Annotated in this window: 24 protein-coding genes; 16 read left to right on the top strand and 8 right to left on the bottom strand. The window is 47.4% G+C overall.

The window, feature by feature from the left end; genetic code table 11:
* Positions 1-328 precede the first annotated feature (328 nt).
* Together JK130_RS10380 and JK130_RS10375 are read right to left on the bottom strand one after the other, a co-directional pair.
* On the bottom strand, positions 329-1,339 hold the full coding sequence (locus JK130_RS10380; RefSeq protein ID WP_218354243.1) for a zinc-dependent alcohol dehydrogenase family protein: 1,011 nt from the start codon (positions 1,337-1,339) through the stop codon (positions 329-331).
* A 79-nt stretch (positions 1,340-1,418) separates the two neighbouring features.
* Complete coding sequence (locus tag JK130_RS10375; RefSeq protein WP_218354242.1) at positions 1,419-1,904, bottom strand: YehS family protein; 486 nt, start codon at positions 1,902-1,904, stop codon at positions 1,419-1,421.
* A 204-nt stretch (positions 1,905-2,108) separates the two neighbouring features.
* On the opposite strand from JK130_RS10375, the gene lexA reads away from it, so the two are divergent.
* From lexA to JK130_RS10350, 5 genes are all read left to right on the top strand, one after another.
* Positions 2,109-2,738: a transcriptional repressor LexA gene (lexA, locus tag JK130_RS10370; RefSeq protein ID WP_218354241.1), complete on the top strand. Its 630-nt coding sequence runs from the start codon at positions 2,109-2,111 to the stop codon at positions 2,736-2,738.
* Between the two features lie 375 nt (positions 2,739-3,113).
* Positions 3,114-4,280: a cytochrome c oxidase subunit II gene (gene coxB, locus JK130_RS10365; protein ID WP_343210995.1), complete on the top strand. Its 1,167-nt coding sequence runs from the start codon at positions 3,114-3,116 to the stop codon at positions 4,278-4,280.
* 114 nt (positions 4,281-4,394) lie between these two features.
* Positions 4,395-5,924, top strand: a complete 1,530-nt coding sequence (ctaD, locus tag JK130_RS10360) for a cytochrome c oxidase subunit I (protein ID WP_425514604.1) — start codon at positions 4,395-4,397, stop codon at positions 5,922-5,924.
* 1 nt (position 5,925) lies between these two features.
* Positions 5,926-6,510 (top strand): cytochrome c oxidase assembly protein, encoded by a 585-nt coding sequence (locus JK130_RS10355; protein ID WP_218354239.1) that lies wholly within the window; start codon positions 5,926-5,928, stop codon positions 6,508-6,510.
* A 32-nt stretch (positions 6,511-6,542) separates the two neighbouring features.
* Positions 6,543-7,421, top strand: a complete 879-nt coding sequence (locus JK130_RS10350) for a cytochrome c oxidase subunit 3 (protein ID WP_218354238.1) — start codon at positions 6,543-6,545, stop codon at positions 7,419-7,421.
* A gap of 12 nt (positions 7,422-7,433) precedes the next feature.
* Here JK130_RS10350 and JK130_RS10345 read toward each other — a convergent pair whose 3' ends face one another.
* A complete protein-coding gene (locus JK130_RS10345) occupies positions 7,434-7,643 on the bottom strand; it encodes a DUF2909 domain-containing protein (protein ID WP_218354237.1) in 210 nt (69 codons plus the stop codon).
* 60 nt (positions 7,644-7,703) lie between these two features.
* Here JK130_RS10345 and JK130_RS10340 point away from each other — a divergent pair, with 60 nt between their 5' ends.
* Genes JK130_RS10340 through JK130_RS10315 form a run of 6 tightly spaced genes read left to right on the top strand, consistent with a single transcriptional unit; the run spans position 7,704 to position 12,083 of the window.
* Positions 7,704-8,387, top strand: coding sequence for an SURF1 family protein (locus tag JK130_RS10340; protein WP_218354236.1), 684 nt, complete (start codon positions 7,704-7,706; stop codon positions 8,385-8,387).
* Positions 8,365-8,910, top strand: coding sequence for a hypothetical protein (locus tag JK130_RS10335; RefSeq protein ID WP_218354235.1), 546 nt, complete (start codon positions 8,365-8,367; stop codon positions 8,908-8,910). The genes JK130_RS10340 and JK130_RS10335 overlap by 23 nt, the downstream gene beginning before the upstream one ends.
* Before the next feature lie 21 nt (positions 8,911-8,931).
* On the top strand, positions 8,932-9,921 hold the full coding sequence (locus tag JK130_RS10330; protein ID WP_218354234.1) for a COX15/CtaA family protein: 990 nt from the start codon (positions 8,932-8,934) through the stop codon (positions 9,919-9,921).
* The gene (gene cyoE / locus JK130_RS10325; RefSeq protein WP_218354233.1) at positions 9,914-10,834 is read left to right on the top strand and encodes a heme o synthase; all 921 of its coding nucleotides are present in this window, start codon (positions 9,914-9,916) and stop codon (positions 10,832-10,834) included. The genes JK130_RS10330 and cyoE overlap by 8 nt, the downstream gene beginning before the upstream one ends.
* On the top strand, positions 10,831-11,487 hold the full coding sequence (locus tag JK130_RS10320) for an SCO family protein (RefSeq protein WP_218354232.1): 657 nt from the start codon (positions 10,831-10,833) through the stop codon (positions 11,485-11,487). The genes cyoE and JK130_RS10320 overlap by 4 nt, the downstream gene beginning before the upstream one ends.
* A gap of 50 nt (positions 11,488-11,537) precedes the next feature.
* Positions 11,538-12,083: a GNAT family N-acetyltransferase gene (locus JK130_RS10315; protein WP_218354231.1), complete on the top strand. Its 546-nt coding sequence runs from the start codon at positions 11,538-11,540 to the stop codon at positions 12,081-12,083.
* 331 nt (positions 12,084-12,414) lie between these two features.
* On the opposite strand, the gene JK130_RS10310 is transcribed toward JK130_RS10315, so the two are convergent.
* Complete coding sequence (locus tag JK130_RS10310) at positions 12,415-13,482, bottom strand: polysaccharide deacetylase family protein (RefSeq protein ID WP_218354230.1); 1,068 nt, start codon at positions 13,480-13,482, stop codon at positions 12,415-12,417.
* A 97-nt stretch (positions 13,483-13,579) separates the two neighbouring features.
* Between JK130_RS10310 and JK130_RS10305 the strand changes: the two genes are divergently transcribed.
* Complete coding sequence (locus JK130_RS10305) at positions 13,580-14,854, top strand: MATE family efflux transporter (RefSeq protein ID WP_218354229.1); 1,275 nt, start codon at positions 13,580-13,582, stop codon at positions 14,852-14,854.
* On the opposite strand, the gene JK130_RS10300 is transcribed toward JK130_RS10305, so the two are convergent.
* Positions 14,817-15,077: a hypothetical protein gene (locus JK130_RS10300; protein WP_218354228.1), complete on the bottom strand. Its 261-nt coding sequence runs from the start codon at positions 15,075-15,077 to the stop codon at positions 14,817-14,819. The genes JK130_RS10305 and JK130_RS10300 overlap by 38 nt on opposite strands.
* Before the next feature lie 16 nt (positions 15,078-15,093).
* On the bottom strand, positions 15,094-15,672 hold the full coding sequence (gene nfuA, locus JK130_RS10295; RefSeq protein WP_218354227.1) for a Fe-S biogenesis protein NfuA: 579 nt from the start codon (positions 15,670-15,672) through the stop codon (positions 15,094-15,096).
* 130 nt (positions 15,673-15,802) lie between these two features.
* On the opposite strand from nfuA, the gene JK130_RS10290 reads away from it, so the two are divergent.
* Entirely contained in the window at positions 15,803-18,418 is a 2,616-nt protein-coding gene (locus JK130_RS10290) for a M14 metallopeptidase family protein (protein ID WP_218354226.1), read from the top strand.
* On the opposite strand, the gene JK130_RS10285 is transcribed toward JK130_RS10290, so the two are convergent.
* Positions 18,415-19,029: a ComF family protein gene (locus tag JK130_RS10285; RefSeq protein ID WP_218354225.1), complete on the bottom strand. Its 615-nt coding sequence runs from the start codon at positions 19,027-19,029 to the stop codon at positions 18,415-18,417. The two genes, JK130_RS10290 and JK130_RS10285, sit on opposite strands and share 4 nt — an antisense overlap.
* A 141-nt stretch (positions 19,030-19,170) precedes the next feature.
* Here JK130_RS10285 and bioH point away from each other — a divergent pair, with 141 nt between their 5' ends.
* The 3 genes from bioH (at position 19,171) to JK130_RS10270 (ending at position 21,245) form a co-directional block, all read left to right on the top strand.
* A complete protein-coding gene (gene bioH / locus JK130_RS10280; RefSeq protein ID WP_343210994.1) occupies positions 19,171-19,959 on the top strand; it encodes a pimeloyl-ACP methyl ester esterase BioH in 789 nt (262 codons plus the stop codon).
* Between the two features lie 106 nt (positions 19,960-20,065).
* On the top strand, positions 20,066-20,389 hold the full coding sequence (locus JK130_RS10275) for a hypothetical protein (RefSeq protein ID WP_218354224.1): 324 nt from the start codon (positions 20,066-20,068) through the stop codon (positions 20,387-20,389).
* A 4-nt stretch (positions 20,390-20,393) separates the two neighbouring features.
* Entirely contained in the window at positions 20,394-21,245 is an 852-nt protein-coding gene (locus JK130_RS10270; RefSeq protein WP_218354223.1) for a putative metalloprotease CJM1_0395 family protein, read from the top strand.
* Positions 21,246-21,262: 17 nt separating this feature from the next.
* Here the strand turns inward: JK130_RS10270 and JK130_RS10265 are convergent, their stop codons facing one another.
* The gene (locus JK130_RS10265) at positions 21,263-23,590 is read right to left on the bottom strand and encodes a Tex family protein (protein ID WP_218354222.1); all 2,328 of its coding nucleotides are present in this window, start codon (positions 23,588-23,590) and stop codon (positions 21,263-21,265) included.
* Between the last annotated feature and the right edge of the window lie 116 nt (positions 23,591-23,706).

The raw sequence follows: 23,706 nt of genomic DNA, 5'->3' as shown, positions 1-23,706 counted from the left end.
TTACAAAAGAGCTTATGGACACCCACTATTTGCATGTTGGGCCCCATACTTCGCTATCGGGCCCAACATAGTTTTGAGTTTGGCTTGTGCATAGGCTTTGGACACCCACACTTTATTCATGGACACCCACTATTTGCATGTTGGGCCCATACTTTGCTATCGGGCCCAACATAGTTTTGAATTTAGCTTGAGAAATTAGCACCGCTGGGATTATGGCTTACCGAAGCCGTTTGAGATTAAAGCGGCTGAATTAAGCCAGCCTCATACAAATGCACTACCGCTTACCCGTAAAAAGCTGACTCAGTGATACAAGAGCAGATTGCCCTATTTAAAAAGTAAGGACTATCTTGCCCAGGTGGTTACCAGATGCCAGATAATCAAACGCCTGGCGGTAATCCTGCCACTGAAATTCGCGATCGATGAGAGGCTCTAGTCCATTAGCGTCTATAGCATTGCACAATGCCTGAAGTGAACTTGTCGGGCCTACGGCAATCCCCCTGACTGTGGCATGAGCCTGCAAAATTTGTAATGGGTTTATGCTGCCATCTTTACCACCCAAATATCCCACTACATTGATTTGTCCGCCCGGTGCAATACAGGCTAAGGACTGTGAAAGAGTATTGGGACCGCCTACCTCAACGATATGATCAACACCCTGGCCGTGGGTCAGCCGATTTACATCGACAGCCCATTCAGGCGTGGTTTGATAGTTAATGGTGTGCAAAGCTCCATTTTGCTTTGCAGTATCTAGCTTGGTGTCGCTTGAAGAAAGCGTAATTACCCGGGCCCCGTGCATTAATGCGAGCTGCTGGGCAAACATTGATACACCGCCTGTACCCTGAACGAGGACCCAATCACCGCTTTTAATATTACCTTTGGTGATAAGTGCTTGCCATGCTGTGACCGCAGCGCAAGGCAGGGTAGCGGCTTGAACAAATGTCATCGACGCTGGCATTTTTACCAAACCACTGGCCGCGATAACCTGGTACTCACTGAGGCATCCTCCCAGGGGCCCGCCTAACGACTTTGCTGCGGGCGAGTCCTTAAGTTCGCCGCTTTGCCAGCCCTGCCAAAAACTACTTATAACCCGATCTCCGGGGGCAAAGGAGGTTACTTGATTACCTACCTTAATCACCTCTCCAGCCCCATCTGACAGAGGCACCATGCCCGTGGGGAAGTTTTCATGGTATTGACCATTTACCACTTCCCAGTCACGATAATTTAGCGACGCGGCTTTCATTTTGATCAATACTTCACCCGCTTTTGGAATGGGGGTATCAACGTCCTGAGTAGCTAAATTGTGAGTACCATATTCGGTACCAATGACGACCTGTTGCATAATGACTCCATACAGTTAAACGCAAGTTATTAAAACGCAACGGGTCGTTAGTAAGATCGGCGGTGAAGTTGGTGCGTGTTTATTTTTTGCGGCGAGCATCGGGACGAAGCTCAATGACCATACCTTGTAAGAAGTTACGCAATAACTGATCTTTACAAACCCGGTAGCTGCGGTGGTCAGGCTTTCGGAATAAGGCAGTGAGCTCACTTTTGCCTACCGGAAAGTCAGCGGCGCGTAAAATACGCATCATATCGTCTTGCTGGTAGTTCATTGCGATTTTGATTTTACGTAAAATATCGTTATTAGACAGTCGCTGGTTAGATGCCAGCACAGTAGGTTGAGCGCCCTCTTTGCGGCCGCGCTGTTTTATAATCAGTCCATCTAAAAATAAACCCAGTATTTTGTCTCTGCATGGTAAAAATCCTGGTTCGTCTTCACGCAGCATCATGGCCGTCAGATACTCTTCTTCCAGCGTATAATCCATAAGCTTAAACACATTAAGGGTAGCACTGTTGTCCAGACTTAGTGCAAAACGCAGACGACGTAATACATCATTTAAAAGCATAAAAATACCGAATGAAAATCAAAGAAGCGTAGTATACCTGCTGGGACCACAGACCGATATGCCCGTGGTTGCAGGTTTGATGAGGGTTATTGCGCGAATTTTAAGAAAAATACGTTATTTATCTACAAAATGCAGTGCAAAACCTTGCGATCTGTAAGTACGTGTATATACTCATAAATAACTGTATGAAAAACCAGGCTGTGTATGCGTCCACTAACTCCCCGACAAACAGAAGTACTCGAACTTATTAAAACCAATATGCGAGACACGGGAATGCCTCCTACCCGGGCAGAAATCGCTCAGCGACTTGGTTTCAAGTCAGCCAATGCGGCTGAAGAACACCTTAAAGCTCTGGCCCGTAAAGGCGCTATCGAGATTCTACCAGGTACCTCAAGGGGCATTCGTTTAACCTCGCCATTAGAAGATGATGCGGCAAACGAGGTCATTGGTCTTCCTTTAATTGGTAGGGTAGCCGCTGGCGAACCTATTTTGGCGCAAGAGCATATTGAAAGTCACTATCAGGTGGCTCCCGATTTATTTAAACCCCATGCCGATTTTCTGTTGCGCGTAGATGGCATGAGCATGAAAGATATTGGCATTTTAGATGGGGATCTGTTGGCAGTCCACCGCACTACCGATGTCCATAACGGTCAGGTAGTGGTTGCCCGCGTTGAAGACGATGTCACTGTTAAGCGTTTTGAAAAGCGTGGTCACGAAGTGTTGCTTCACGCTGAAAATGATGAATTTTCTCCCATTAAAGTTGATTTATCGTCTCAACCCTTTGCTATTGAAGGCTTAGCAGTGGGTGTTATTCGTAACGCCGACTGGATGTAAAACAGTGTTTTCGGCAACGCAAAGTTGCCGTTTTTCTTCTTTTCTAATACTTATCTTCTAATCATCATTCTGCCATTTACCTGTTTACCCCTTATCATCAAATAGTACCTCCCACCCGTTTACCATTGTTTGCTTCAGTGACTTGTCATCGCGCCTGAAAAAGGGGTCAAAGCACTACGTGAATCAACATGTTGTCACCTTTTTGTATAAAAATTTATCAAAACACTAGACTCTGAGTGAAATTTGTTTAATTCTTATACTGTTATTAACATAAGAATAACAAATAGATAAAACACCGATAACGGATTGGTCGTAACAACACGAGTCTACAGCCACAAAGATGCGCCTGAGATTCGTCCATCACGGAGGTGCTGAGTGAACAGGCTCACGAATATCGTATTGATGGCTTTGGGGACACTAACAACAACCTCTGCATTTACAGGTGCAATAGCCGCAGATAGTGCTGTAAAAGAAGCTACCACACTTAACTTGCGTAAAGGCGTAACTGACATCAGTGGCCAGGTCTACGATCTGCACATGCTCATGTTTACCATATGTGTCGTCATCGCCGTGGTGGTGTTTGGCGCTATGTTTATTTCTATTTATCTGCATCGACGTTCTCGCGGTGCTAAACCAGCTAAATTTCATGAAAACGTGAAAGTTGAAATTGCCTGGACGGTAGTGCCTTTTTTAATTCTGATATTTATGGCTTTTCCTGCCGCCAAAACGCTTATTGCAATGGAAGATACCAGTAAACCAGATATGACGGTGTTAGTAACAGGGTCACAATGGAAGTGGCATTACCAATACATGGACTCAGACATTGGCTTTTATTCGTTAATGGCAACCCAGCGCGAACAAATCGAAAATCGTTATGAAAAAGGTCAAAACTACCTGTTAGAAGTTGACCGTCCATTGGTAATTCCTACCGACCAAAAAGTGCGTTTTCTAATCACCTCTGACGATGTTATTCATTCGTGGTGGGTCCCTGATTTTGCCGTTAAAAAAGATGCGAATCCCGGATTTATCAACGAAGCCTGGACCAAGGTGAACGAGCCCGGATTATATCGGGGCCAGTGTGCCGAACTATGTGGGAAGGATCATGGCTTTATGCCGATAGTAGTGATTGCCAAAGAGCCTGCAGAATTTGATGCCTGGATGGCCAATCAGCAGCAGATCAAACAAGAAGCCGAAGCGGAAGAGCTGCGATTGTTAGCCATGAGTATGAGTATGGATGATCTTATGAGTGAAGGTAAAAAGGTATACAACGCAGCATGTGCGGCATGCCATATGCCTAATGGTGAAGGCTTAAAAGGGGTATTTCCTGCCCTTAAAGGCAGCCAAATCGCCACTGAAGATATGCAGGCACATTTAGATATTGTGGTTAACGGTAAGGCCGGTACGGCAATGCAGGCTTTTGGAAAAATGCTAAGCCTTAGAGAATTAGCGGCAGTTGTTACTTATGAGCGTAATGCGTGGGGTAATAATACCGAAGAAGTGGTTCAGCCCAAAGATGTAAATGCATTCATCAACGGCCAATAGGAGGGCTTCATGACGAAACCGACAAACACGACCTCGCATGAGGCCACGATCGCGGATGAATTGGCATTGAATCCCGATCATCATGAACATCACGAGCATCATATTCCAAAAGGTATGATGCGCTGGGTACTTACCACCAACCACAAAGATATCGGAACCCTCTATCTGTGGTTCGCATTTATTATGTTTTTGGTAGGCGGCGCGATGGCAATGGTAATACGGGCTGAATTATTTCAACCCGGGTTACAAATTGTCCAGCCCAATTTTTTTAATCAGATGACCACAGTACACGGGTTAATCATGGTATTTGGCGCGGTAATGCCAGCGTTTACCGGATTAGCTAACTGGCTGATTCCTATGATGATTGGCGCACCTGATATGGCATTGCCCAGAATGAATAACTGGAGCTTCTGGATTCTGCCGTTTGCCTTTGCCATTTTGTTGGGTTCGTTATTTATGGAAGGGGGAGGCCCGGCTTTCGGGTGGACTTTCTATGCTCCCTTGTCAACAACTTACAGTAATGACAGCACCGGGCTGTTTGTATTTTCGGTCCATATAATGGGAATCTCATCCATTATGGGCGCCATTAACGTGATCGTAACGATTTTTAACATGCGCGCCCCAGGTATGACCTGGATGAAAATGCCACTGTTTGTATGGACCTGGTTGATCACTGCGTTTTTGTTGATCGCGGTAATGCCAGTATTAGCCGGAGCGGTCACCATGGTACTGACCGACAAATTCTTTGGCACCAGTTTCTTTGATGCAGCTGGTGGCGGCGATCCGGTTATGTTCCAGCATATTTTCTGGTTCTTTGGTCACCCCGAGGTCTACATTATGATTTTACCCGCCTTCGGTATTATCTCGCAGATCGTGCCGACCTTTGCCAGAAAGCCGCTTTTTGGTTATGCCTCGATGGTATATGCCACCGCTTCAATCGCCCTGTTGTCATTCGTGGTTTGGGCGCACCATATGTTTACCACGGGCATGCCGGTATACATGGAAATGTTTTTCATGTTTGCCACTATGCTCATCTCGGTTCCCACCGGGGTAAAGGTATTTAACTGGGTTGCGACCATGTGGCGCGGGTCAATGACCTTTGAAGTCCCTATGATGTTTGCACTGGCATTTATTGTACTGTTTACCATTGGTGGTTTGTCGGGGTTAATGCTGGCTATTACTCCGGTCGATTTTCAGTATCACGATACCTATTTTGTGGTTGCCCATTTTCACTATGTACTAGTAACCGGCGCTATCTTTTCGATTATGGCAGCGGTGTACTACTGGTTACCGAAGTGGACCGGGCGTATGTTTAATATTACCTTGGCTAAATGGCATTTTTGGTGCTCGCTAGTTTCGGTGAATGTACTGTTTTTCCCTATGCACTTTGTTGGTTTAGCGGGCATGCCTCGCCGGATTCCCGATTACTCACTGCAATTCGCTGACTTTAATCAGTGGATCAGTATTGGGGGCTTTGCGTTTGGTTTATCCCAGCTTATCTTTCTGGCACTGGTGATTCAGGCTTGTCGCAAACAAGGCGAGCCGGTCTCTGATCGAGTCTGGGATGGTGCTCATGGTTTAGAATGGGAAATCCCCTCACCAGCGCCTTACCACACCTTCGAAACCCCACCGGTGGTGAAGTAACATGTCGGGCCGAGCTTCTAACCAAAACATGGTAATCAGATTGGTGGTTATTGTGGTGGGGATGTTTGGCTTTGGTTTTGCCTTAGTGCCGCTTTACGATGTGTTTTGTGATGTGGCTGGCATTAATGGCAAAACTGCCACTACGGCTGCAGTGTATCAGCCCAATCAAATTGACAAATCTCGTCTTATCACAGTCGAATTTTTAACCCGTACTAATACGGGTATGCCCTGGGAATTTCAGGCGCGAACGAAGCGCCTGAAAGTTCATCCCGGCGAACTTACGACTGTTGAGTTTTATGTTCGAAACCCTATGCGAACCAATTATATAGCACAAGCCATTCCTTCTGTATCGCCAGGTGAGGCAGCTATATTTCTAAATAAAACAGAATGTTTTTGTTTCAACCAACAGCCGCTCGCTGCGGGTGACGAAGCGGTTATGCCTATGTCGTTTTATGTTGACCCACAAATACCGGCCGATATTTCGTATTTTACCGTGCAGTACACGTTATATGACGTGACGGCTCGCGCCGACACGCTAGATACCAAAGATAACCCGTATCTGAAACGCACCAGCGCTACACCCTAGTCGACAGCGCCTAGGTGCTACAGGAGAAAGTCATGCAACAGCCATATGAAAAATACTATGTACCGGCGCAAAGCCCGTGGCCTATTGTCGGCGCCGTGGCGCTCTTTTTAATAGCGGTAGGCGCCGGCAATGTGGTGATCGATACCACTAAAGAAACCAGCGGCTATGGTTCAATTTTATTAGGCGCGGGTTTAGTCGCGTTACTGGTCATGCTGGTAGGCTGGTTCAAAAACCAGATAGATGAGTCTATGTCTGGTCTTTACAGTGCACAGCTTGGGCGTTCTTATCGCCAGGGTATGAGGTGGTTTATCTTTTCAGAAGTGATGTTTTTCGCCGCATTTTTTGGTGCCTTGTTCTACGCACGAATGATATCAATACCCTGGCTCGGTGGGGACTCGAACAACGCAATGACCAATGCTGTTTTGTGGCCCCAGTTTGAAGCCATGTGGCCATTATTATCTACACCCAACGGTACCACCACCCAACAAATGGAAGCCATGGGATTGCCAGCCATCAATACACTAATTTTACTGGTATCGTCGGTAACGCTACATTTCGCTCATACCGGTCTTGAGCAAAACAAACGTAAACAACTTACCTGGATGCTAGGGCTCACTATTGTGTTGGGCTGCATTTTTTTAGTTTTGCAGGTAGAAGAGTACATCCATGCCTATCGGGATCTTGGGCTAACTCTTCAATCTGGCATTTATGGTAATACATTTTTCTTATTAACTGGGTTTCACGGAATGCACGTGACACTGGGAACCATTATTTTAATGGTGCTATTGGGACGGGTTTTGAAAGGTCACTTCACCCCTGACACTCATTTTGCGTTTCAGGCAGGAAGCTGGTACTGGCACTTTGTTGATGTAGTGTGGGTTATGTTGTTTGTCTTTGTCTACATTCTTTAATGCTAAGTAGCATCAGTAGGGACGGGGGTTTGGATGAATCAGACCGGTAGCCAGAGCCAGCAGAATTATAAGCACGATACACACGGATGTCAGCACTCGGCGTCCGATGTATTTGCTCATGGGCTTGCCTGGCGAATTGTCTTTCAGCATAACCCGCATAGCCAAAAACAAATTTACAATCATGTAAATAAGCAACGCCACAACAATGATTTTAACCAGCATAAACCCTCCAGACAGACTTTTTATTCTTCACGTCGCTGGCTACTGGGACTAAGCCTGACCGTGCTGGCCATTCTTATTATGGTACGTCTTGGTGTTTGGCAGCTTGAGCGTATGGAAGAAAAATCTTTACGTTTGGCTAGCATAGCGCAAAAAAAACTCAATGGCCCTCTTTCTTTAACCGAGCTAAAAAACGCAACACAAGACATTCGTGATTATCCGGTCGCTTTTTATGGCCGGTTACAATCTGACTATATTATTTATCTTGATAATCAGATTGAGAACGGCCGTGTTGGGTATCAGGTACTCGCGCCGGTAACCACCAACGCCGGTCAGGTACTGGTTAACTTTGGCTGGGTCGCAGCCAGCTTTTCGCGGGCGCAGCTTCCAAAAGTGTTGTTACCTGCCCGGTTAACAAGTGCCCAGGGTATTGTCAGCATTCCTGAAAACAATCCGGTGGTGCGTGAAACTGCCCATCACATTGTTGACGGTACCTTGCTCATTCAACAAGTCGATTTACAGCATATTGAAAAGGTGACGCAGCAAGATTTTGTTCCTTATGTCGTGCAACTTCAGCAGCCATCAGACACGCAGTTTGTCAGAAACTGGCAACCTGTCGTCATGCCACCGGACAAACATCTTGGTTATGCAATTCAGTGGTTTGGGCTAGCTATAGCCGCCGCTGTTATTGCCGGTATTGTGTTTTTTTCCAGAGGTAAGAGCCATGTTCAAACAAAGCAAAAATAAACATACGACCATGCTTACAGTAATGGCCATCTTTGTATTGCCGGTCGTGTTAGCCAAGCTGGCCCTGGACAATCAGTGGTTTAATCAGGGGGTAACTAACAAAGGTGAGCTAATTCAGCCTGTTATGGATTACTCGGGATATTTAAGCGAACAACCCGTCAAGTGGCGATTAGTTTATCATTTGCCGGCTCAGTGCGACGACGTATGTGAAAATGCCATATACAGTATTCAGCAAGTGTGGCTGGCGCTGGGTCGGGAAACCGATAGAGCCCAGCCAACCATTCTTTATTCTTCTGAAAGTGACACTCAAAAGGTTATCCAGCTTCAGCGCGAGCAAAACATAGAGGTGCTTGAATCACCTACAATGCCTATGGCCGACCGCAGTACCGTTTTGGTGGTCGACACGATGAATAATGCCATGTTGCGATACACCATTTCTAAGCGTCGCGAGCAAGCAATTTTGGGGAGCCGGGATATTTTGGCCGATGTTCGTAAATTGCTAAAGCTGTCTCGTATAGGCTAAACCAGACAAGGATATCCTGGCATGAAAAAATTAGTAATGTGCAGTTTGTTGTTAGCGGTAACAGTTATTGTGATGGGAGCCTATACCCGGCTAACCGATGCTGGACTTGGGTGTCCAGACTGGCCTGGTTGTTATGGCGAATTATTTGTACCCGCATCCAGCGATAAAGTTGCCGCGGCTAATCAGGCGTTTCCTGAGCGCCCATTAGAAGCCAGCAAGGCCTGGAGCGAAATGATTCACCGCTATTTGGCGGGCACTTTGGGGCTGCTTATTTTTGCTATTGCAATATGGTCTGCCAAACGCCGCGATCCTAATATGCCTATGGGACTGCCACTATTTTTATGCGTATTGGTGGTCTTTCAGGCTGCCCTTGGCATGTGGACCGTGACGATGAACCTGTTGCCTGTAGTCGTTATGGGGCATTTACTGGGCGGATTTGCGGTATTGTGTTGTCTGTTTGTAATGTACTTGCGTTTACATCCCGTTTTGTGCCGAGACCGGCTCAAATCCACTCGTCGATTATTGGGCTTTGCATTTTTTGGGATGGCTATTTTAGGATGCCAAATTGCGCTTGGAGGATGGACATCAGCCAACTACGCAGCATTAGCCTGTACCAACTTTCCGGTTTGTGAAGGCCAGTGGTGGACTCAAATTGATATGCCTGGCGCCTATAGCGTCCCGGTGGCTGAAAATTACGAGTTTGGCGTACACGGTTATTCTGAACGTATGACCATGCATATTGTGCATAGGGCGGGAGCATTGGTTACATTTGTTTATCTACTGGCGATGGGAATTGGGCTGCTACGCCTAAAATCGAAACTAATGAATACTGCCGGCGCCGCGCTGATATTGGTTCTTATTGCACAGGTTCTTTTGGGGATCAGTAATGTGGTTATGAGTCTGCCGCTTACTATTGCTGTTGCGCATAACTTTGTGGCAGCGTGCCTGCTACTGATAATGGTCTGGATAACGTATCAGTTGGCACATTTACAGGAAAATGCTCATGGCTAAATGGGTGGAGGTAAGCGAGCAGGAACAAAATCAGGCTCGTGTTTCGTTAAACTGGCAGCATTTTTATGAAATGACCAAGCCCAAAGTAGTGATGCTATTATTGCTAACTGCATTGGTAGGCATGTGTCTGGCTACGCCTGGCCTGGTACCCGTTAACATCTTAATAGCCGGCCTCACTGGTATAGGACTACTGGCCAGCAGTGCTGCGGTGATCAACCATGTTGTTGATCACAAGATTGACAGCAAAATGGCCCGAACTTATAACCGACCGGTGGCGAAAGGCCACGTTGGGGTGGGCTCGGCGCTCTGGTTTGCCCTGATACTGGGGTCATTAGGGTTTAGCTGTCTGGCACTTTGGGTGAACTGGCTAACGGCATGGCTTACTTTGGCCTCACTGGTAGGTTATGCCGGTATTTATACTTTATTTTTAAAACGGGCCACGCCCCAGAATATTGTAATTGGGGGGCTGGCCGGCGCAGCACCTCCCCTGTTAGGTTGGACCGCTGTTACCGGTGAGATTCATTCTCATGCTCTGCTTCTGGTTCTGATTGTGTTTACCTGGACCCCTCCACACTTTTGGGCTTTAGCTATTCACCGCAAAAAAGAATACGCCAAAGCAGACATTCCTATGCTTCCCGTCACCCACGGCGATGCGTTTACCAAAACCTGGATTTTAGGCTATACCGTACTGTTGATGCTGGTTGGTTTTTTACCGTATTTAACCGCCATGTCGTATCTGATCTATCTGATAGGCAGTACAGCGCTTAATGCTGGTTTTGTGTGGTACGCCTGGCAATTAAAGTTTAACGATAAACCGGGTTGGGCTATGAAAACTTTCCGGTTTTCAATTGTTCATCTCATGGTATTGTTTGTCGTTCTACTTGTTGACCATTACATACCCGTGACACTATGAAACAAAACACATTAATAGGGATAGTGCTGGCAGCGGCATTTACGGGCGGTATTTGGGCGGCGATAACAATATCGCCGCCAGATAATGCCATTTCAGCTTCAGAGCCTGAACACTTCCAGTTTTATCCCGTCGCTCGAACGCTGCCCGACTTTCAGTTAACGCAGGCAAACGGTGAAAACCTGAATGCCCAAAGTCTCCAGAACCAGTGGACCCTGGTATTTTTAGGCTACACCTATTGTCCCGATATTTGTCCGGCTACCATGGCAGGGTTCAACCGCATTTATCCGCAACTGCAAAATATTGAGAGTGAGTACCCAATCAGGGTTTTGTTTTTGTCGGTTGACCCCCAGCGCGATACTCCAGAACGGCTTTCCAGCTACAAAAGCTATTTTAACGATGAGTTTATTGCCGCCACCGGTAGCCATGAAGAAATCTTTCCACTGGTACGTAGTTTCGGTTTAGTTTATTCCCTGAGCGAAAGTACCGAGCAAACTGATTACCTGGTAGATCATAGTGCTTCTGTCATCGTCGTTTCGCCGAAGGCCCAGGTGGTGGGGCGATTTAAGCCAAGAGCCGAAGTAGGTCAGATATCGATAGTCAGCCCCGACCACATTGTGGCAGATATGCCCATCGTTGTGTCTAACTACCGGTGACTAAAACTCTGTATGTGAGATCCGCTGAAGACTCAGATGGTCCGATAGCAGTGCCTTTGCTTCTTACTGCCGGTGAAGAGTTGCTGGTTGCTATCTTTGGACAGGGTAATACATCCACGGCGTTAAATTTTTTACATGACGCCTGGCATCAACGTACTGGACAGTACGGGTACCAGCAACACTGGGTTGCAGTACAAGATAATGAGGTGGTGGGGTTAGTTACTTGTTGGCATAGTGAATTAGGGGTGCAGTTTGACCGTGACACATTACAATCTATCACACGTTTTTATGGCTCAGAACAGGCGCTAAAAATAATACATCGAAGCCAGGAATTAACTGCTGAGCTGTCTGCGCCTGTAGCACATGAGCTTAACATCGGACACCTTGCCGTACATTCAGATTATCAACGACAAGGTATTGGGCGCCTGCTTATTGAGTTTATTGTTCAACAGGCAAAGAGTTTATCTAAACAAACGTTAACCCTGGATGTAGAGCTGCAAAATATCGAAGCTTTGCAGTTCTACATAGCGCTGGGATTCACTGAGCAACACAGCACCAGCCGCTTCGTTCAGCTGCAAAAATCCGTAGGCTTTTAAGCTAAAACAAGAAAGCAGCATAAACCCAAAAACTTACGTAGATGCCAGCAAAAGGTCGAGGCAGACGCCTTTAAATTTTATAGCTGAAGTTAGGGTTAGTTCTAAGCATTTGGTTAGATAATTTGAGTTCTCTGGGCTATATAAAACTATACGTAGAACTATGGATACTCACTCTAATAGTGGCACGTATCCAAACTGAATGTGCCTGAATTTTGATTAACTAAAGGCAAGCCTGCCTACACTAACCACGATGGGGTAGTGCGGTTTAAAATAAACACGAACCCACGCGGTTATATTGTAAAAGTTTTATGTAGCCTGGTTAAAACACGTTCTAGTCTGGGTATTTACCTTCTTTATTCGCTACAAAAAAGGGTTGCGAATACCAGTAGTAGCGCCCACTAAACTGACTTGATGGAACCGTGCAATTAACCCGCGAGCGGCCCGTAGGCAGAGTTTGTTCTAAAGTGAACGATAATTGTTGTTCATCAGACTGACTGCGAATTTTGTTACCATTGAAATAGCAGCTGGCCCGGCCTAAATCTATCTTTTCATCATTGATAGTCAGGGTGATGGCGCCGGGTGCTTCAAAATCTCGTTGTGGCTCAGGGCTGCTGATACGTGTAACCGGTAATGCCAGACTGGCCATCTTTGTTTTAAGGCTTTTAAGACTGGCATAAGGTCCGGCAGCAGGAAAGCGGGGGAGAGCTGATATTTGCGAGGTGGGCCCCGCAGCGCCGGAATGCTGACCGAAGCCAACATAGCCTTCTTGTTCTACACGCTGAGCTAATGCCTGGTTGTACTCACCAAACGGATAAGCCAGATATTTTACCGTGGTGCCTGTCTTTTGTTCCAACACAGTCTGAGCCTCAGAAACATTGCTCCATACCCGCTCTAGCCACTCATCTTCAGATTCATTGTCTTCTTTGTTCAACATATGCAGGTGGTTCATCGTGTGATTAGCAAATAAAACACCTTCATTTTGCAACTGTTTTACTTCATCCCAGCTAAGCTGATTGGCACGCTGTCCAATTTCTGCCGGATTGATAAAAATAGTATATGGAAAATTATAGTCAGAAAGAATCGGGTGACCATTGGTCAGAATGTTCTTGTAACCATCGTCAAAGGTAATAGCCAGCGCGTTAGAAGGCAGCGCTTCATTGGCCTTAATAGCCGCGACAATGTCAGTCAGGGGTAATACCGTATGATGTTCGTTAATATAGGCCATATGTTGTTTAAATTGTTCAACTGAAATACTGGTGCTTGCAGGTGTATCGTCAGCTACATGGTGATACAGCAAAATAGGCGCGCTATGTACCGAAGGACTATCCTGCTTACTCTCAGCCGCAAAGCTGATCAACAATAGCCAGAAACAAACAAAGACACTCATGATAAACTGCACGGCAACTCCTTTCGATTTTGTACTGTAAATAGTGAATCAATCAGCCCCGCTAACAGGCCTAAAGGCGCACCAGCATTTACTTGCACTGGCACTGCCGATGATTTTGGCAAACATTACTACCCCATTGCTAGGTTTGGTGGATACGGCAGTGATGGGGCATATGGATTCGTCTGCGATGCTGGCCGGAGCCTCTATAGGCGCTCTCATATTAACGCAAATCTATTGGGTTTGCGGTTTTTTACGTATGTCGACGACCGGTCTCAGTGCCCAGGCTCGCGGCGCTGCGGCGGGTTCTGCTGAGCCCGCAAAAGTATTGTATCAGGCATGCGCAATGGCGTTAATTTTAGGTATTGCGTTGTGGTTAGTACAAGGCTGGGTATTACAAGCCGGATTAACCTTAGCCAATCCCAGCTCTCAAGTAAGTCAGTTTGTAAGTGCTTACTTTAGCGTAAGGGTTTGGGGTGCACCGGCGGCCATGCTGAACTTGGTGTTGGTTGGCTGGCTTGTAGGCCAACAACGAACTCGCGCCGTGATGGTAATCCAAATAGTGGGAAACCTCTTAAACGCCGGGTTGGACGTGCTGTTTGTTTTTGGATTGGACATGTCGGTCGGTGGTGTGGCGTTGGCCAGCGTACTGGCCGAAACCTTTATGGCTGGGGCGGCCATGCTGGTGGCATTGAGACAGGTTGGTTTTACCCCCGTACAATGGCATTGGTTTAATGCTGCTGCGCGCAAAATGCTAATGCGTTTGAATGGCAATATGCTGTTACGTAATCTGGCGCTGCAATTGTGCCTGGCATTCGTCACCTTGCAGGGCGCCCGGTATGGTGCAACGGCCGCAGCGGTGAACGCAATATTGATGCAGTTTTTTGTGCTTATAGCGTTAGGGCTCGATGGTATTGCTTATGCAGTGGAGGCTCTTGTAGGTGAGGCGACCGGGCGGCGCGACTCTAAAGCGGTGATGACTCATACCCATAGAGGACTATTTTGGTCCAGTATGTTTGCACTGGGGTATGCGCTAATATTCTGGATGGGCGGAGCCCACATTATTGGCCTGCTGACCAACTTACCATCATTATTTGAAGCGGCCTTGCCGTACTTGCCCCTGATGATTTTATTGCCGCTGGTCGGACACTGGTGTTTCTTATTCGATGGGGTATTTGTAGGATTAACACGCTCAGCTGCCATGCGCGATACTATGATTATTAGTGCTTTGGGGGTGTTTTTTCCGGTATGGTGGCTATTTAAAGCGCACGGAAATATAGCGCTGTGGTTTGCCTTATTGGCTTTTTTACTGGCGCGGGGGGTTACGCTTGCGGTGGTGTTGTACCGGTTTAATTATCACGATAAGTTGATTTTCGACGAGGATTAAGGCCGCTAATGCGCTGCCAGAAGATCCCTGCATAACCTGTCATAGCCAGTGCGAAACCGCTCAGTAATATCGTCATACTCATGTAGTAAGCCACGGGATGCCCGTGGCCTGTTAACAATAATCCCGCCATGCCCGCTAAAAAGACACCCAAGCCCCATTTAAAACGGCGCCAGCTGGCCGATAACGTAAACCAGCTGGCAGGCGAAGACGAAGTTGGTTTCATAACCCTTGTATTGAAATTAGTAGTAAGAGTGCGAACCGGCTTCATGCTCGGTAGCATCTTTTACGCCAACCAGCTCACCAGCAAACTCTTCAAGCATTTGTTTTTCAATGCCTTCTTTAAGGGTCACATCGACCATTGAACAGCCATTACAACCGCCTCCAAACTGCAATACGGCGTAGCCTTCTTCAGTAATTTCGGCTAACACAATATGACCACCATGGCTGGCCAGCTGAGGGTTGATTTCAGACTCAATCATATAGTTAACCCGCTCGACCAATGGGGCGTCATCAGCGACCTTACGCGCTTTTGCATTAGGTGCCTTTAAGGTTAACTGCGAGCCCATCTGGTCAGTTACATAGTCAATTTCGGCTTCTTCCAGATAAGGTGCGCTTTCAGCGTCAACCACCGCATCAAAGCCGTTGAGCTCAAAGCGCATGTCGGTATCTTCTACCGCATTAGGCGGACAGTAAGAAACCCCACACTCGGCAGACGATGTACCAGGGTTTACGACGAATACACGGATATTAGTGCCGGATTCCTGTTTTTCCAGTAATTTTGCAAAATGAGCCTGTGCTTCTTCTGATATAGTAATCATTACCAAGTCCTGCGTTGAATCGTATTTGGATATTATAATAACAAATTTACTTGAGTAAAACAGTCAAGTATTGATGGCATTTTGCTATCAGGTTCATTGAGCTTTACCACGAAAACGGAAACTTAGATTTATGCGAAAGTTAGTTGCGCTTACCGGCCAAACCACGCGGCACTTTGTCGTGCTGCTACTTTCTTCGCTGGCGCTGATGACGGTAACGGCCGCTACAGCCAGTACAGGTACCGACAAAACAGGCCGCTCTGCAGCCAGTTTTTTACCTGAAAACACCACTTACAACCCTGATATCCCGACGCCGGAGTCGTATTTGGGCGCTAATGTAGGCCAATGGCATGTGCGCCATGACCAGCTGGTGGGTTATATGAGCCAGCTTGCTGAAGCGTCTGACAGAGTCAGCATTCAGGAAACCGGTCGTACTCACGAAAACCGACCCTTATTGCTTTTAACCATAACGGCCCCTGAAAATCAGCCAAATCTGGAGGCAATGCGTAAGCAGCATATTAGCAAATTAAAGCAGGGCGAGGCAGAAGATAAAACCGCCCCTCTGATTCTGTACATGGGCTATAGTATCCACGGTAACGAGCCCTCGGGGGCAAATGCCGCACTATTGATTGCCTACTATCTGAGTGCAGGAAATAGCCCGGCGGTCGATGCCTTGTTACAAGATAATATTGTTCTGCTTGACCCCTCTTTCAACCCCGATGGGTTATCGCGTTTTGCTCAATGGGCGAACATGCATAAAGGCCAGCAACTGGTGGCAGATCCTGAGCATCGCGAGCATCGTGAAGGCTGGCCATCAGGGCGTACAAACCACTATTGGTTTGATCTGAACCGCGACTGGCTATTGCTTACCCACCCTGAGTCCCGCGCCCGTATTAAACAGTTTCAGCGCTGGCGTCCTCATGTGTTAACAGACTTCCACGAGATGGGCCCGAACAGCACATACTTTTTCCAACCCGGGGTACCGAGTCGTAAAAACCCTAATACGCCTAAAGGGAATGTGACCCTGACTGAAGCCTTAGCAAAATATCATGTAAAAGCCTTGGACAAAGCGGGACAGTTGTATTTTTCTGAAGAAAGTTTTGATGACTTTTATTACGGTAAAGGGTCGTCTTATCCAGACGCGTTAGGGACCGTAGGCATTCTGTTTGAACAGGCCAGTAGCCGTGGACACTTGCAAGATACGATTAATGGCCCTTTGTCGTTTGCCGACACCATTGCCAACCAGGTAACTACCTCGCTAAGTACATTTAAAGGGGCAATGGCTAATAAGCCTGCCTTGCTGGCCTATCAAAAAGAGTTTGCTCAGGACACCGACCAGCTAATCGCTAAAGACAGCACGTTTGGGTTCATCGTTGGGCAGCCTGCCGATACCGCAAGATTCAAACAGATGCTCAGCTTGTTAGACCAGCACGGTATTCAATACCAGTGGCTGGCCGACAAAGCGTCGGTGAAAAAGCAATCGTTTGATGCGGGTGAAGCTATTTTTGTGCCATTGGATCAGCCCGCTTATCGGTTGGTAAAATCCTTGTTTTCTACCCGTCAGTCATTTGCCGATAACACCTTTTATGATGTTTCGAACTGGAACCTGCCCTTAGCGTTTAATCTTACCTATGAAGCGGTGAGCAAGGGGCAGCGACGTCGAGTGAGTCTGACCGATAATGCACCTGAAGCTCAGGTATTACCTCAGGTAGCTAATGACGCTTACGCCTATGCTATTGACTGGCGTCACTATTACGCGCCTGCATTGTTACAAAGTTTGCTAGAAGCCGGGGCACAGGTACGCTCTTCGTCTACCGGCTTTACCGCTTCATTGGCGAATGGGGAAAGTCATGCATTTGACGCTGGCACAATGATAATTTCTGCAGCCCTTGAGCAGCCGCAAAATCTGACTAACCTGTTGCAAACGTTAAGTCAGCAACATCAGGTCCCGATTTATTCGGTGAGTAGCGGATTTACGCAGTCAGGCCCTGATTTGGGCAGCCGTGATATGACTACGGTCAGTGAGCCTAAAGTAATGATTATTGGTGGTGTGGGTACCCGCGAATACGAAGTTGGTGAAATTTGGCATTATCTCGATACGCGAGTGGGGCTGGCGGCTGCTATTGTTGAGCAAAGCAGACTCAGCCGGTTGTCTTTAAAAGATTACACCCACATTATTTTTGCCAGTGGCGGCTACGGTGGAATACCTGCGTCAACGCGTCAGAAAATTAAACGCTGGGTACAAAGCGGTGGTACGCTGATTGGTATGCGTACAGCCCTGAAGTTTTTTGAAAAACAGCAGTGGCTTGATATGGAAGTGATCGATAACGATATTGTTGATGATGCTTTTACCAAAGACGGCCTGAAGTTTGCCGACCAGCGTGCTCGACAAGCAAAAAAAATAATAGCCGGTTCGGTTTACCACGCTAATATCGACACCACACATCCGTTACTGTTCGGTTACAGCGACGATACACTGCCCCTGTTTAAAACCAACAATATGATTGTTAAGTCAGATAACTCGCCGTTTACTACGCCGGCGATTTATCAGGCTGACCCATTAGTGGCAGGCTACAGCGCCGATGAACTGGTAGCGATGATCAGCAACAGCGCAGCCATTATAGCCCAACCATTGGGGCAGGGTGTGGTTGTGGGTTTTGTCGATAATGTACATTTTCGTGGTTATTGGTATGGTACAGACAAACTCATGAGCAATGCGTTGTACCAAACCGGTCAGCTTAAACGTTAGCGATGACGGCGCGGTGGTGTGACGGCCAGTGCCCATACCTGAATATCAAGGTTGGGGTACTGACGACGTAACAAGCCAGCCAAAACATCTGCGGTACAGCCGGTGGTTACAACATCATCAACAATTGCCACCGAGCGTACCGGTGGCAACCGCAGTACTTCAAAAGCATTGCGTAAATTAATCAGGCGCTGCACTTTGTTTTGTTGGTGCTGCGCCTGACCTCCTACACGTTTCGCCCATCCGTAAAATACGTCAATCTGGCTGGCCTTTGCTATGCTCTGAGCCAATAATTGCGCTTGATTAAACTGTCGCGACCAATATCCGAATGGTCTGAGCGGAACCGGTAATAATAGTTCAGGCCGGTTTATGGCCAGTTGATTAGAAATACTGTTATTAAGCCATTGGCCTAGCGGCTTGGCGCAGCGCAAATCCTGTCCAAACTTCAGTTTGGTGATCAGCGAATCCAATGGCCACTCGTAGTACCCACAAGCGATTAACGTTGAATAATGCGCATGGCGAACGTGCCTGGCAATTTCAGGACGTAGCAAAAGATTGCGCGGACCGTCATCATGATGAAAAAAACAGGTATCATGCTCACAATACTGACACACCAGCGTAAAACTGGACTGCCTGCAAAGTATGCAGCTGGTTTTGGGGATAAACCTTTTTAGCCAGGTCGTTATCTGCGGTTTCTGCGGTTGGCATAAGTTTTTCATACGTATTGTTTCATTAAGTCGATAAAGGATAAAACGGTGACCTCACAGAATAACAAAGCTTCTGAGCTGATAACCCGTACCCAGGGCACAGGAAAAGATCTGGTTTTTTTACATGGCTGGGGTATGAACAGCGGCGTATTTGCTGAATTTGTACCACTGCTAACTCAGACGTTTCGGGTCACAACCATCGACTTACCGGGCTTTGGTGAAAATCATTTACATGTTCCTGGCGCTTATACCGTGGCAACGTTGGCAGCAAAAATAGAAAAGGTGTTACCAGATAACTGCGTATTGGTCGGCTGGTCACTAGGGGGGCTTGTAGCGCAGCAACTGGCGTTAATCGCGCCGCAAAAGGTTCAAAAATTAATCACTGTGGCGTCTACTGCGCGCTTTATTGCTGGCCCTGGCTGGCCGGGTATAGCGCCTGCTTTGCTTAAACAGTTTGAGCATGACCTGGTGACCGATTATAAAAAAACACTGGAGCGTTTTTTAGCCATTCAGGCGATGGGCAGCGACACCGCTCGTCAGGACATTAAGCTGATTAAAAGTTCTATGGCGACCTACCCAAACCCTTCCCAGGCTGCGTTAGCTGACGCCCTGGCGCTATTATCAACTGAAGACTTGCGCAGCGACATCACTCAGATAAAACAACCTACATTACGTATTTTCGGAAGACTTGATAGCCTGGTACCGGTCAGTGCTATTGACCCTATCTGTGAGCTGCATCCTGGCTGTGATGCCATTGTTTTGTCTAAGGCGTCACATGCGCCCTTTATTTCGCATCCGCACAAAACCGCGGATGCGATTCGACAATTTTTATCCTGATAGGCTTACCTCTCTACCGCTTTTCGTTTATATAAACTTTTACATTTGCTTGTGGTTGGTCAATAATTACTCATTGGCTATGAGTCGCAGTGTATAAGGAAGCAAGATGCTTAATAGTTTGGGAACGTCACTGACAATACCCGCTTACGGGAGCGCCCGCTATGCATTAGACAATGCTTCAGCAGGTATGACGGAAGCGGCTCAGAATCTCGCTGAAAAAAATCTCGCGCAGGCCGGTAATACACTGCAAAATAGTTTGCCGGGGCCTGCCAACGCAGCCCAAAGCATACCAGGTAATGTGTCCTCAGCAACCGGTCTGACATTTGATGTGCTCGCGTTGCAGTACAGCAACACCCAAGGGCAGGCTGCCGCGCGTATTTTGGAGGTTAGCAACGATACCCTCGGGCGTTTAATCGATACGTTAGCTTAATACTATGAATATTGTCACGCCGTTGCCCACCCAATTTGCGCTGCCCACCGCCAATATTGCTACCGAAGCAGCGCGGCGCGATAATTTACTTCGTGAGTCTATTCCAGCGAATGCTGAAGCTGACAAAAACCGTACTCAGCAGGGGGTGGGCAGCGACGCTGAGCAAGCGCGCGCTTCAGTGCAAAAGCAAGTGGCGGCCACCTACGACAAACCGTTCAATAATATCGTAGCAGACCCGCAAGCCGCATCTGCTCAAACGGGCGAGAAAAACCCTGACCAACAAAGTGCCGGGCGTGAAAATACCGAACAACGTCAACAACAGCAGGCCCGTGAAGCAAAAATTGAGGCGCTTAAACAGCGCGATACAGAAGTCAGAACTCACGAGCAGGCACATGCTGTTGCGGGAGGAAAGTATGCCGGCGCGCCCAGTTATGAATATACCACCGGGCCTGACAACCGGCGCTACGTCACCGACGGCGAGGTTAGCATTGATGTAAGTAAAGCCGCTACTGCGCAACAAACTATCGAAAAAATGTCGCAGGTACGCCGCGCCGCGTTAGCTCCGGCCGAGCCCTCAGCACAAGACCGTAAAGTAGCTGCGCAAGCGGCGGTGACCCAACAGCAGGCGCGCAACGAGTTAGCCAGTGCTGAAAGCCCAAACCAGACACCCACAGATTTTAGAGGCACTCAGACAGAGCAAAATACACCTACAGACAACGATGGGTTGTTTAGCGCCGGGTTGTTACAAGCAGATGCCTATGACAAGCCGACCATGCAGGCGCGCATGCTAAGAATTCAACAGGTGTATGACAGTAATGCTCAAGCGCCAGACCCAGGCTTTGCAGCCCGCGCCTGACGTTGTACTGATTAAGTTTACTTGTCTTTTGCTTTGGCAAATGCATTTGCAAACGCATCTCCCATTGCACCATTAGACGGCTGAGCAGAGCGCGCTGCTCTACCTGCAGGTTTAGCCGAAGGTTTGTGTTTTTTGTCTGTGCTTTTAGCTGCAGACCTGGCGGGTTTGGGCGCCCCTGGCGTGTCATCTAAGCGCATAGAAAATGAAATACGCTTGCGCTGCACGTCAACCTCCATCACTTTTACCTTAACTATATCACCCGCTTTGACCACCTCTCTGGGGTCAGAGATAAATTTATCGGTCAATGCTGAGATATGGACCAGACCATCCTGATGTACGCCTACATCTACAAAGGCCCCAAAGTTTGCAACATTGCTGATAACCCCTTCCAGTACCATGCCGACGGTCAGATCAGCAATGGTTTCAACCCCTTCTTTAAACGCGGCGGTTTTAAACTCAGGGCGCGGATCACGTCCCGGTTTGTCCAGCTCAGCTAAAATGTCACGTACCGTAGGTAACCCCACGTGTTCGCTGGTAAACGAATTTGCATCTAACTGTTTAAGTAATTCAGAATTACCAACCAATTCGCTTAATGTCACCTGAGTTTGCGAAGCTATGGTGTCAACCACCTGATAAGACTCGGGGTGCACCGCGGATTGGTCCAGTGGATTGTCGCCCTGGTAAATACGTAAGAAACCCGCCGCCTGCTCAAAGGCTTTTGGCCCAAGTCGTTCTACCTTTAATAGCGCCTTACGGTTAGCAAAGGCGCCGTGAGTATCGCGGTGACGAACAATATTTTGCGCCAGTGTTTTGTTCAGACCAGAGACATAACTCAGTAACGCAGGCGAGGCCATATTAAGGTCAACGCCTACCGCATTTACACTGTCTTCAATAACGCGATCCAGCGATTTGCCTAACTGACTTTGGCTAACATCATGCTGATACTGGCCCACACCAATAGCTTTTGGCTCAATTTTCACCAGCTCGGCAAGGGGGTCTTGCAGGCGCCGGGCAATAGATACTGCGCCGCGTAACGAAACATCCATATCAGGTAATTCATTAGAAGCCAGTTCAGAGGCCGAATAGACCGAGGCCCCGGCTTCGCTGACCATGATCTTCTGCGCTTTTATTGTGCTGTCTTTTTTCAGCATTTCAGAAACCAGTTTATCGGTTTCTCGCGAGCCCGTACCATTACCAATACTGATAAGCTCAACTTTATGCTGTTTGCACAGATTGGCCAGTGTACGTACCGACTTGTCCCACAGGTTTTGCGGAGCATGGGGAAAAATTGTGTTAGTAGACAAAACCTTGCCGGTATTATCCACAATTGCAATTTTTACCCCAGTACGTAAACCCGGATCCAGACCCATTGTTGTTTTGGCACCCGCAGGTGCGGCCATTAAAAGGTCGTGCAAATTTTTTGCAAATACGCTAATTGCTTCGGTGTCTGAACGTTCTCGCAGGGCACTGAATAGCTCTGTTTCCATATGCAACGAGATTTTTACTTTCCACGCCCACTTTACCACCTGCTGCATAAAATCATCTGCCGGGCGGCCGCGATGCATAATTTGGTAATGCTGAGCAATAAGCTGTTCACAATGTGAAGAGGCTTGCGGGTCTTCCTGTTGTGGATCGGCGTTTAACTGAATTTGTAAAAGCCCCTCGTTTCGACCGCGAAACATGGCTAATGCCCGATGAGATGGAACGCTTTTGAGCTTCTCACTGTGAGCAAAGTAATCTTTATATTTTTGGGCCTGTTTTTCTTTACCCTTAACCAGAGTACTTTCAATAAACGCGTTTTCAGTTAAATAATGCCGAATCTTACCAAGCAGGGCAGCATCTTCAGCAAAACGCTCAATCAAAATAAATCGGGCACCTTCAAGAGCGGCTTTGGTGTCTGCCACTTTTTGTTGTGGGTTTATATAGCTGGCAGCAAGGCTTTCAGGATCTTGCTGTGTATCGTTAAACAAGGCATTAGCCAGGGGCTCAAGACCGGCTTCAATAGAAATCTGGCCCTTAGTACGACGACGAGGTTTATAGGGCAGGTACAGGTCTTCTAATGTGGTCTTGCTGGCTGCCTCTGATATTTGATTTTTCAGAGTTTCAGACAGTTTCCCTTGCTCTTGAATCGACTTTAGAATTACGTGTTTTCGGTCTTGTAGCTCACGTAAATAGGTCAGTCGTTGCTCTAGGGTGCGCAACTGACTGTCATCTAATCCCTGGGTTGCTTCTTTACGATAACGTGCAATAAACGGAACCGTAGCGCCGTTATCTAATAGCGCAACCGCTGCTTCTACCTGAGCGGCCTTTACCGCCAGCTCGGTGGCAAGAGTTTGTGTAATCATAATGGTAATACGATGCTCGTTTGCCCAGGACCGCCGGCAACAATAAGTTGTCTTCAGGGGCCCTGGTCTTTATGAATGAATGTGGGCATTAGTATAACATTGATGCCGGTATGGAG

Source organism: Alteromonas lipotrueiana (assembly GCF_019249245.1).
Classification (GTDB): Bacteria; Pseudomonadota; Gammaproteobacteria; order Enterobacterales; family Alteromonadaceae; genus Alteromonas; species Alteromonas lipotrueiana.
This window is presented reverse-complemented; position numbering and strand designations above follow the sequence as displayed.